This window comes from Paenimyroides tangerinum (assembly GCF_003865405.1).
Taxonomy (GTDB): Bacteria; Bacteroidota; Bacteroidia; order Flavobacteriales; family Flavobacteriaceae; genus Flavobacterium; species Flavobacterium tangerinum.
The window spans coordinates 1-11,343 of record NZ_RQVQ01000058.1 but is presented as its reverse complement, the minus strand read 5'-3'; the positions used below and the strand labels follow the sequence as shown (position 1 = coordinate 11,343).

Sequence of the window (11,343 nt, the reverse complement as noted above, 5' to 3'; positions counted from 1 at the left end):
GAAGAAGTAAAATAATTGGTGATTAACATCACTTAATATTAGGTAATAAACCGCTGTAAATGAAATATTTACAGCGGTTTTTCTTTTTTGTCTCATTTTAAATTTGTGTTATTTTAATCGTTTTTTATCATATATTTGTACCATATTTGTACCGGAACATAAAAGGAGATGAAAAGGCTCTTATGTATACTTATGATACCTTAATTGATAAAAAAGGGGGATGAAACTAATAAATAAACAATGTGTCGTTTGTAACGAACAATTTGCACCTAAAAGAATAGCTTCTGTTTATTGCTCTGAAAAATGCAGTAAAAAAGGGTATAAATTGAAGATAGCTAAACTTAAAAAAGAGGAAAAGTTTAAAGAATCAGTAGATAGTATACCAGAGAATCGGTTATTTATTTCTGTTTCAGAAGCAACAGTGCTTTTTGGTATTGCTAAAACAACTATTTATCGTCTCATTCGTCAAGGGAAAATTCCAGCTATTAATTTGGGAACTCGACTTGTAAGAATTGATCGTAAGATTATGGAAGATATGTTTCCTACTAGCCAGTTTCAAAACGAGGTTGAACAAAAACCAAAGAAAAAATTGTATAGTCTTGAAAAAGAAGATTGTTATTCTATTGGTGAAATAGCAAAAAAATTTCAACTCTCTGAAAGTACTGTTTACAAGCATATCAGGCAGTATTCAATCCCAACAAGACAAATTGGAAAATTTGTATATGCACCAAAAATAGAAATTGAGAATTTGTATAACGGAAATAATTTTATATGAAACAATTATCGAACACGAAAGTAACTGTACGCCTTCGAAAAGCAGAAGATCGTAAAGAATGGTATGTTTACATAGAGAGTTATCCAGTCCACGTTCCTGGTAAAAAAACTCCTCAAAGAATCCGTGAATATTTGAATCGGGTAGTGACTACCGTTGAATGGGATAAAAATAAAATTACTCGTACTGACTCAAACGGTACAAAAAACTATAAACCTAAACGCAATGATAACGGAATTATAGTTTGTAAAAGTGAGAGTGACCGCGAAATCATGTTGTATGCTGATGGAATTCGAAAACTTCGTCAAAAAGAATATGATAATATTGATCTGTATAGTGAAAACGATAATTTATTGGTCGAGCAAAAAGAAAGAGGACAAGAAAACTTTATCACTTACATAAGTAAAGCAGCATCGAAAAGACACTCGAGTAGTTCAAAATCTATTCAAATCAATTGGGAGAGAACGAAAGAATTTTTAAAAAGCTACGTTGGAAATACTTTAATGTTTTCTCAAATAGATAATAGAATGGCTGAAGATTTTAAACGCTTTTTATTATCGGCTCCGTACGCTGGAAACAGAAAGGGTACCATTTCTCAAAATACAGCCTCGACTTATTTCTCTATTTTTAAAGCTGCATTGAAACAAGCTTATATTGATGGATATTTAACTGTTGATATTGCTTCAAAAGTCAAAGGTATTCCTGAGCAAGATTCAAGACGAGAATATTTGACCATGGAAGAGTTGAATATATTAGCAGAAACCCATTGCGAAAAAGAAGTGTTAAAAAGAGCGGCACTTTTCTCAGCACTTACAGGTCTAAGACATTCTGATATTCAGAAACTCCGTTGGAAAGAAATCAGTATAGAAGATGGTTCTGTTAAATTACATTTTACACAGAAAAAAACAGGGAGTGTAGAGTATATGCCTATTTCTCAGCAGGCTTTTCAACTTTGTGGAGAGCCACGACTTCCTGAACAACTCATTTTTGAAGATTTAACAGATCCTTCTTGGATATCACGACCTCTTAAAAAATGGATTGAAGCTGCAAATATTAAGAAAAATATAACGTTTCATTGCTTCCGACATACTTTTGCAACTCTACAATTGTCAAACGGAACAGATATTTATACCGTTAGTAAAATGTTGGGACATACCAACGTTAAGACGACTCAAATATACGCAAAAGTGGTAGATGAGAAGAAAAACAAAGCATCAGAAGCAATCCAATTAGAATCACTAAAAATCAAACCGCAATGAAAATAAAATACTTTGAATATATTGTGATGTACCTGTCGGTTTTTTTGGTTTGTGTTTTGATTGGTATAGCTGGAAGATTGATTTTAATAGAAAAAGGTGCTGATGCGTACACTGCTAACGTGTTCTTTTGGATTTCTATCGGTTTTGGAATTTTGTTATTTGCAATTTTAAGTTTATTTCTGAATGAATTAGTTGTTCGTTTATTAAAATTCTTGTTTAAAAATAAAGCAACTGAATCAGCTACAGATCAAATTTCAGAAGAGGGTAATCTAAAATTAACAGATGAAAAGCGCGATGTAGTTGTTGAACCCGAATTTGTAAAAGAGAATATTCCAGATATTAATATTAAAAATATTAGAAAACAACAGCAAAATCTTATCATAAATCAAAAGCAGAATAAAATTGAAACCGTTACTCGCTACGTACATGAGCAATTTGCTTTATATACTTCAGATGAAGATTTGATGCAACTGTGTAACAACGTAACAATATATGTTGAACAGCTAGATTTTGAAAACTTAAAGCCCATTATAGTTAAAGATTTATCAACGCTTGATTTGTACCATTTTGGTTGGAATATCTGGAATTATTTTAAAGTAAGTAAACAAGATAAAGTTGCAGAATTTTTAAAAATAACTTTTTCAGAATCATTGAAAGATGTTGAAGTTAATAGTATCAAAACGCATCTCAAAGACGATGATCAAAAAGGTATTATTAAGATCAATGATGATCTTTCGTGTTTCTAATTAATAAGGATTAGAAAAAACAGTGTTTTTTAAGTGTTTTTGTTGTGGCGTCGTACACAGCGAAAACACTTTTTTTATTTGCACCATAACAATTAAAAATGATAGTTATGGATGAAAATGAAATCTCTTTTGAAAACCTACCTAAAGCAGTAGCACACCTAGCTAATGAAATTGCTGAAATTAAATCTATTGTTCAGAATACGCAACGACCTCAATCTAAAGAGAAACGAGTTCCAATCGGTATAGAAGAAGCAAGCCAGATAATTGGAAAAGCAAAGCCAACGATTTACACGCTTGTTAGGCAAAGAAAAATTCCTTGTTACAAGAATGGGAAAAAACTGTATTTTTTTGAAGATGAACTTCTAGATTGGATATCTAAAGGGAGAAAGAAAACCGTACAAGAAATTGAACTAGAGTCATTTAAATATAATCATAACCGAAAAAAATAATTGGGATATGAAAGAAGATGAAAACTTATATAAGCCCGATACACCATCTAAAACCATTTACGACATAGCGATAAATTATCTTAATCAGAAATATAACATTCGATTAAATACGATCGCTTTAGAATTAGAAATTCAGTTGAAAGAGAATAATAAGAATTGGACTGTTTTAAACATCAATTCATTGCTTATAGAATTGGCTCAATCTGGAATTGAAATCAATATGAATAAGTTGGAAATTTTGGTAAGAAGCCATTTAATCAATCAGTATAATCCTATTTGTGAGTATTTTGAAAATTTAGATAAATGGGACGGTACTGATTATATCCTTCAGCTTAGCTCATATCTTCGAACAAATGACGATGAAGCATTTCATTATCATTTTGAAAAATGGTTAACAAGAGCGGTTTTGTGTTCCTTAACCAAAGGGTACGTCAATAAACAATCTTTGGTATTGGCGTCTCATCAAAACTCTGGTAAATCTTCATTTCTTCGGTTTTTAATTCCACCAAAATTAGAGAATTATTACACCGAAAATATTTCGATAGATAAAGATGGTATCATTTCTATTTGTAAGAATTTGATTTGTAATCTCGATGAGTTGGCGGTTTTATCAAAATCTGATGTAAATACATTAAAATCGTTCATTTCAAAAAGCAGCGCAAATATTAGATTGCCTTATGCACGTAAAGCGGAATTTTTGGAAAGAATTTGCTCATTTGTTGGTTCCACCAACCGCACCGATTTTCTTACAGATGAAACAGGAAGTATTCGCTGGTTAATTTTTGAAGTATATTCTTTCGACTTTAAATATTCTAAAGAAATAGATATTGATAAAATTTGGGCACAAGCATATTACAATGCGTTTGTTAGAAAAAATTATAATCCCGAATTAACTGCTAAAGATATCTCCGAGAATGAAAAACGAAATGAGAAATATGCTCAAGTTTCTATGGAACAAGAACTTATTTCGGCTCATTTCGAAAAATCTGAAAATATCGAAGAGTTTCTAACTCCAACCGATATTATGCTTACCATAAATAATGAGTTAGGATTACGGTTGAATAATATAAAAATTGGTAAGGCACTCACCAGTTTAAAATATCAAAGGATAAAACATCCCAAACTTCAGGTGTATGGATATCTCATCAAAAGAAAAATTACAGAAAAGTAATTTACCTAGTTACCTATAATCCTTTAATGTTTATTAATCAATGGATTATTAAGGTAACTAAAATAGTTCAATAGTTACCTATTTACCTAAAATAGTAAAATTAGGGTAAGTAGGTAAGTATAGGTAATTCCTACTATTTGCTTTTTAAATATTGAAAATCAGTAAAAAGGTAATTAGGTAATTACAAATAAAAAAAAGATACCAACAATTAAACAATAATCAAATGAACTGTAAGCAATTTAATACAATTCCGTTGGAAGAAGTCCTTCAAAAACTCGGACACCTTCCAACTAAACAAAATGAGAAAGAAGCTTGGTTTCTTAATCCTTTCGGAACAGAAACACAAGCCTCTTTCAAACTTGATAAAAAATTAAATCTCTGGTATCTTTTTTCTGAGGGTATTGGCGGAAATAATACCGATTTTATGTTGAAATATTCAAACACTTCATTAAAGGAAGTTTTGGAATGGGTACAGAAACAAAATTTTTCTTCTTTTCAACCGCAGGTTAATAACCAGTTAAGAAATGCAATACCAAATTATCAGATCAAAAAAGTAATTGAACTTCAAAACGAAAATCTCAAAAATTATTTATTTGAAAGAGGGTTGTCTTCTACAGTATATCCTTTTATAAAAGAAATACATTTTACGATTAATGATAAAAATCTGTATGCTATCGGTTTTGAAAATATTTCTAAAGGTTGGGAATTAAGAAATACTTTTTACAAAGGTTCCCTTCAGAAAAAAGATATTTCTATAATTAATTTTAATCCAATAGATGATAACAAAAAAGTTGTGGTATTTGAAGGTTTTATAGACGCACTATCATTTATAGAAATGCAGAAGATCTATAAAGGAGATTTGCTAGTTATGAATTCAATTGCGCTTTTAGATAAAACTAAAACTCATTTAAAAAACTATTCAGAAATCAACTTGTTTTTAGATAACGATCGAGCTGGACTAAATTGTAAAAACACAATTTTAAAATCTTTTCCTAATGCCAAAGATTATTCTAATCTATATAAAAATCATAAGGATTTAAATGAATATTTAATGGAGAAAATAAAGAAAAGGAATGAACTCCATTTTCGAAAAGAACCAGAAAAACCACCTCAAAAAATACGTGGTTTTAAACGTAGAAGATAAACTATTGCTATTTATGAATATTACGAAATATTAAAATTTTCAGTGTTTTACCACCTGCTAAGAGAAGACCAAATTGAATTTCTATTCAAGAAATTATCAATTAAAGACTATAAGCTTATAAACACGTTTCGTAAGAGCAAGGGGCTGAAATGTATATACAAATCGTTTCACTAATTGCATATCCTATTTCCGACCCTTGTCCTGCGGAGCGAAAAATCTTCACGCTTCGCTAATTTTTTAAAACTTTAGAAATGAATAAAAAAGAGATTACAAGAGATCAAATGATTGTGATTAGAGTCACTGCTTTAGAAAAGAAACAGATTCAAAAAAATGCAGAAAAGTATGGTTTAAGTATTTCCGACTTAGCCCGTCAATTTTTATTAAAAGGACATGCGTGGGCAAAGTCAAGTAATGAAATTTCAGAATTTGTTTTAAACAGAAAAACATTGATTGGATTGGCAAACAATCTAAATCAATTAACCAGATATGCACATCAAAAAAAAGAGCTTCCTGTTATTATGGAGCTCTTACAAAAAATAAATAAAATATTCGATCCATGATTGCATTTTCAAATACAGGAACAGGATTTAAAGGTGCAATTTCTTATGTTCTAAAAGAACATGAAAAAGATTTGCCGTTGCAGCAAAAGCCAATTTTAATCGAACAAAATAACGTTTGGGGAACATCGACTGAAATGGCAAAGCAAATGCGTTTTATTGCTGATTCCAATCCTAAAAGCTCAAGACCAGTTCTCCATATTGCTTTTAGTTTTCATAAAGATGAAAATTTAGGAATAGATAAAAGCTTAAAAGCAATGCATCTTGCGTTACAAGAAATTAAGTTCGATCGAGAAAAGAATCAATACCTCTTGGTAAAGCATAATGATACGGACGTTGAACATTATCACTGGATCATTAATAAAGTGGATCTTGAATCTAAAAATTTAGATACCGGTTACATCAAAAACCGATTGCAAGTAGCTTGCGATAAAGTTGAAAAGGAACTTAAACTTCGTTACACACCTGGAAGAACCATTATTTACGATTCGGAATCTGAAAAAGGATATCGGTTTACTAAAAAAGAAATGCCTAAAAATAAAGTTTTTTTAGACAAAGCACCTAATATTTCAGACACCAAACAGTTTGTTTATGATGAATTGGTACATGTTTTATCCTATTTAAAAAATGTTGAACAGTTAGAACCCGAACTTTCAAAAAAAGGAATTGAATGTAAAACTACTTTCAATATAAACGGATTAAGTGGGGTTTCATTTCGATACAATCAACAAGCATACAAAGGAAGTCAGATTGGCATCAAGGCAAAAGATATTGTAAAATCCATAAAGGATAACCAGATTTTAGAGCTAAAAAAACATATTACTTCATTAAATGCCTTTTACAAGAATATTCAAAATGCTTTAAAAGCAATTGTAAACGATTATGAAAACGGTAAACCTTCTCCTGATTTTAAGCTGCATTTCCAAAAAAATGAGATTAAATTAGAAGATGAAAATTTGTTTTACAAAGGCTACCGTATTTCAAATAAGCCATTAATACAGTTTAGAAAAAGTGCAGAAACCTATGTGTTGGGTACAATTAAAGATTTTGAATTCAAAACACATCAATACAATGATTTAATGGATCAAGAACTTGAAAAAGTTCCGCTACTTTTTGGAAGAGAAAAAATTCTAGCTGACAACAAGAAGCTATTAAAAGAACAACAAGCCGCTATTAAACCTAAGTTGAAAATAAAAATAAACCGTTCAAGTATTCCAGATTATGGAAAGGTATTCATTAAAACTATTCAAGAACATAAAGATAAACTTAGTGTTTTAAGTGCAACTGAAAATAAGATTATAAAGACTTTTACAGTTGATAATTCAAATACGCTAATAGAAAATAAACAAAAAGTAACAAGAAGGCTTTAATATTTATTATTTTGAAAGAATATTAAATTCAAATTGTATTTTTATATAAGTTTTAGGCGTGATTTTACAGGTAGATGTCACATAAAAAATAATTTGACGTAATGTTTTTATAAATTTATAAAATCAACAAGGTGTTCACATGAATTCTATTAAATTAAATTTAACTATCAATTTATAATTTCTTGTAAAATAAAGTGTATATTCGCTTAATAATTTCAAAAAAGACGTTTATTATGCTTCTATATTTTACAGTAAAAAATTTTAAAACATTCAAAGAAAAAGCATCTTTAAGTCTTGTTGCATCAAACTATGATAAGGATACTCGTGAGTCGGATAACATTTATAACGATAAGAATGTTAACTTAAGACTACTTAAAAGTGCTGTTGTTTATGGTGCAAATGCAAGTGGAAAAAGTAAGTTTTTTGAAGCTTTGGGTTTTATGAAATATTTTGTTATATCGAGTTCAAAAGATAGTCAGAAAGGTGATGAAATTGATGTGGAACCTTTCAAATTAAGTAGTGAAACTGAAAACTCACCATCTGAATTTGAAGTTGTTTTCACACATAACAATGTAATGTTTCGATATGGATTTGAAGTTGATAAAACTAACGTTATTTCTGAATGGCTTTATTACAAACCCAAAACTAAAGAGATTGAACTTTTTTATAGAGATGGTGACAACTTTGAAACACATACTAGAAATTTCACAAAAGGTAAAGCAGTAATTAAAGAAGGGTTGGTTAGAGATAATGCTTTATTATTATCTGTTGCAGCACAATTTAATGATCTAATTTCAAATGAAGTGATTGATTGGTTTAAAAAACTAAAGACTATCTCAGGTCTTAATGAATCCGGTTATAGAGGGTTTACGTTAAGTAGAGCTGATGATCCAAATCAAAAAGCAAATATTTTGAATTTATTAAAAGCTGCAGATTTAGGAATTCAAGATATTAAACTTGAAAAAATTGATATAGAAGACCTTCCTAAAGACATGCCAAAAGAATTAAAGGAAAGAATAATTAAAGAGGTAAAAGATGAAAAAAGAGAATTCCTTTCAGATATTCTAACATTGCACAAAAAATTTGACGCGAATAAAAAGGAAATTGATATTATTAACTTTTCATTAGATGATGATGAATCATCAGGTACAAGAAAGTTTTTTGCACTAACAGGACCTATTTTGGATGTTATTGAAAATGGGTATACTCTAATTGTTGACGAATTAGACTCAAAGCTTCACCCTAATTTAGTCTGCAAAATTGTTTCAATATTTAATTCTAAAGAATTAAATAAAAAAAATGCACAATTAATTTTCAACACTCACGATACTAATTTATTAAGTTCTGGTCTTTTTAGACGTGATCAAATTTGGTTCACTGATAAAAATAAGTTTGGAGAGGCTAAGCTATATTCTTTAGCTGATTTTAAATCAGATGAAGTAAGAAAGTCAGAATCATTTGAAGAAAATTATATTAAAGGAAAGTACGGTGCAGTTCCTTTTTTAGGTTTTTTTGATAATCTTAATAATATCTTGCCAGAGTATGAGAATGAAAGATAAAAGAGCCGAACAAAATGCAGACAAGATAAGGCATAAAGAGCTGTTAAAAGCTAATAGAAGAAAAGGGATAAGCTTTGAAAGACCAGAACCTGTTCTATCTGAAAAACCAACCATATTAATCGTTTGTGAAGGTAAAAATACAGAACCATCTTATTTTACACAATTTAGGTTGTCTTCAGCTACAATTAAACCAGTGGGAGAAGGTTATAATACTATTTCTCTTGTAAATAGGGCAAAACAAATTGCAGATGATGGTAATTATGAACAAGTTTGGTGTGTTTTTGATAAAGATGATTTTAGTAATACCGATTTTGATAATGCTATTATTCTTGCAGAAAGTTATGGTTTTGGTGTTGCTTATTCGAACCAAGCTTTTGAATACTGGTTAATACTACATTTTAATGATCATCAAGGTGGCGGAATGAATAGAAACCTTTATAATGATAAACTTAATCAGTTAATAAAACCATACAAACTAAAATATGACGGTTTAAAAACTAAAATAATAACCGAAGATTTTTTCCAATTATTAGATGGTGTAGATCAAAAAACTGGAAAAGAAAGAAAATTACTTGCTATTGAACGAGCAAAACGGAATTATAATTCTTTTAATCATGTTAATCCCTCAATTGAGGAATCAACTACTACAGTTTTTAAATTAGTTTCTGAATTATTAAAGTACTTATGACGAAAATCATTCTATCAGAATACTAAACAAGAGAGTTTAATTATCAAAACTCTCTTGTTTAGTAAGTTTAGGATTAAGATCTAATAATGTATAACTATAACAGGATTTAATTAAAAATAGGTATAGTTATTTTAGGACGGGTCAATCTATATAGATGCTCCATAGATACTCCATAGTTAAAGCATAGATAGTGCATGAACTGCATTTTCTACAAGAATGTATAAAAATAGAAAAATCGACTATTAATTTAATAAATAGCCGATTTTTTCACTTTTATAATTTAGTGTGATTTTGAAACAAAAATCTATTTTTTTAATAGTTGCTCTACGTAAGCTAATTTCTCTTTTTCAGCAGCTAACAAACGCTCGTATAATTTCTTATTCTCATCATATGCCTCAACCAACTTGTCTAAAGGGTTGAAGGTACAAAAGTTATTATATATTGGACTATCAGTAATTGTACTGTTAATTATATTCAACATCTTTTCATCTGAATATTCTTTTATGGCTTGGGTAGGCACTTCAAGGGCTTTAGCAATAATATCTAGTTTCGCATCTTCCAAATCAGCTGTGTTTTCAAGTACCGACATTTTTTGTTGGCTAATACCTAACAGTTCAGCTAAAGTTTCTTGTTTCATTCCCTTCATTTCTCGTATACGACTGATGTTACGTCCTAAATGCTTCTTTTGTATCGTTTCCATAAGCCTAAGTTTTTATAAACTCAAATATAAGTTTTTTTCTTAAATCATTCAAGTTTTTTATTCCCCATTCCCAAATTCCCAAAATCGTTGTAATAAAAAAATAAAAAAGTTCATTGCAAGTGTTAATAGTATATTCAGTATAATCTAAAACCCGACATACAGTATAAATTCGAGTGTCTAAAAGTTGAAAAAAGCGCAAAATTAAAAGCTGTTTGACCTTAGGGAGTTCTTTTAATTTAGCTTTTGAAACGATTTAGACCGTATTTAGACTGCGTCGAAAACCTTTTTTGTTTCTTTTTGAGGTATTCAAAAAGATAAAGATGAATGAGTCGTTATGACTTATAGTTTTTTCTTTCAGTGATAATCCAAAAGAAAAGATAGAAGATTTCCATTTCCCCATTCCCTAAATCGTTCCCTAAAATGTTTTTTACCACCTAATCATGGTACGTTACCTTATTTTATGGTTCGATACCCAGTTATAATCAATCAATTTTGATGTATTCATTTTTTAAATCGTTGATTATGAAAAATTTAAATTCATTAAACCTGCCTGAAGACTTGACTTTACCTGTTCAAAATTTTATATACAATGCGGTTTGTAGTAATGAACTTATGTTGGTGTTTTATATACCTGTGGTTAACAGCAAACTAAAAATACTCACCTTAGTAGTAGATAAACAAAATTATGCTGCAATTGTTTGTGTGTTACAACCTCAAGTAGATGTCTTAAATGCTTTGGAAAAGTACGATACTTTAATAACCATTAATTATCATAAAGTTTCATCAAACGATTCACATTTCCATTTTAGTTATTTGCAATTGCATTTACAGCCTTGTTTTGTTATTTATAGCAATCATTTAAAAAGATGGAACAGTTTATTCCAAAATTTTTATTCAATCGATAAACAAAAGGCAATAATTAATTATC

At 29.6% G+C, this 11,343-nt stretch carries 12 protein-coding genes; 11 read left to right on the top strand and 1 reads right to left on the bottom strand.

Annotated features, from left to right (window positions below; all coding sequences use genetic code 11):
- Window positions 1-220: 220 nt before the first annotated feature.
- From EG240_RS15370 to EG240_RS15325, 10 genes are all read left to right on the top strand, one after another.
- The gene (locus tag EG240_RS15370) at window positions 221-775 is read left to right on the top strand and encodes a helix-turn-helix domain-containing protein (protein WP_125020231.1); all 555 of its coding nucleotides are present in this window, start codon (window positions 221-223) and stop codon (window positions 773-775) included.
- The gene (locus EG240_RS15365) at window positions 772-2,031 is read left to right on the top strand and encodes a site-specific integrase (protein ID WP_125020230.1); all 1,260 of its coding nucleotides are present in this window, start codon (window positions 772-774) and stop codon (window positions 2,029-2,031) included. Before EG240_RS15370 ends, EG240_RS15365 begins: the two co-directional genes overlap by 4 nt.
- The gene (locus tag EG240_RS15360) at window positions 2,028-2,777 is read left to right on the top strand and encodes a DUF2214 family protein (protein ID WP_125020229.1); all 750 of its coding nucleotides are present in this window, start codon (window positions 2,028-2,030) and stop codon (window positions 2,775-2,777) included. The genes EG240_RS15365 and EG240_RS15360 overlap by 4 nt, the downstream gene beginning before the upstream one ends.
- A 107-nt stretch (window positions 2,778-2,884) precedes the next feature.
- Complete coding sequence (locus EG240_RS15355) at window positions 2,885-3,226, top strand: helix-turn-helix domain-containing protein (protein WP_125020228.1); 342 nt, start codon at window positions 2,885-2,887, stop codon at window positions 3,224-3,226.
- Between the two features lie 7 nt (window positions 3,227-3,233).
- Window positions 3,234-4,397 (top strand): VapE domain-containing protein, encoded by a 1,164-nt coding sequence (locus EG240_RS15350; RefSeq protein WP_125020227.1) that lies wholly within the window; start codon window positions 3,234-3,236, stop codon window positions 4,395-4,397.
- Between the two features lie 223 nt (window positions 4,398-4,620).
- A complete protein-coding gene (locus EG240_RS15345) occupies window positions 4,621-5,541 on the top strand; it encodes a toprim domain-containing protein (protein WP_125020226.1) in 921 nt (306 codons plus the stop codon).
- Between the two features lie 251 nt (window positions 5,542-5,792).
- Window positions 5,793-6,101 carry a plasmid mobilization protein gene (locus EG240_RS15340; protein ID WP_125020225.1) on the top strand — a complete coding sequence of 103 codons (309 nt, stop codon included), beginning with the start codon at window positions 5,793-5,795 and terminating at the stop codon, window positions 6,099-6,101.
- Window positions 6,098-7,468 (top strand): relaxase/mobilization nuclease domain-containing protein, encoded by a 1,371-nt coding sequence (locus tag EG240_RS15335; protein WP_125020224.1) that lies wholly within the window; start codon window positions 6,098-6,100, stop codon window positions 7,466-7,468. Before EG240_RS15340 ends, EG240_RS15335 begins: the two co-directional genes overlap by 4 nt.
- 233 nt (window positions 7,469-7,701) lie before the next feature.
- On the top strand, window positions 7,702-9,027 hold the full coding sequence (locus EG240_RS15330) for an AAA family ATPase (RefSeq protein WP_125020223.1): 1,326 nt from the start codon (window positions 7,702-7,704) through the stop codon (window positions 9,025-9,027).
- Window positions 9,017-9,715, top strand: coding sequence for an RloB family protein (locus tag EG240_RS15325; RefSeq protein WP_203229329.1), 699 nt, complete (start codon window positions 9,017-9,019; stop codon window positions 9,713-9,715). Before EG240_RS15330 ends, EG240_RS15325 begins: the two co-directional genes overlap by 11 nt.
- A 304-nt stretch (window positions 9,716-10,019) precedes the next feature.
- On the opposite strand, the gene EG240_RS15320 is transcribed toward EG240_RS15325, so the two are convergent.
- Window positions 10,020-10,415 carry a helix-turn-helix domain-containing protein gene (locus EG240_RS15320; protein ID WP_125020221.1) on the bottom strand — a complete coding sequence of 132 codons (396 nt, stop codon included), beginning with the start codon at window positions 10,413-10,415 and terminating at the stop codon, window positions 10,020-10,022.
- A gap of 522 nt (window positions 10,416-10,937) precedes the next feature.
- Between EG240_RS15320 and EG240_RS15315 the strand changes: the two genes are divergently transcribed.
- A partial coding sequence (locus EG240_RS15315; RefSeq protein WP_148096358.1) for a hypothetical protein occupies window positions 10,938-11,343 on the top strand: 406 nt, incomplete at its 3' end.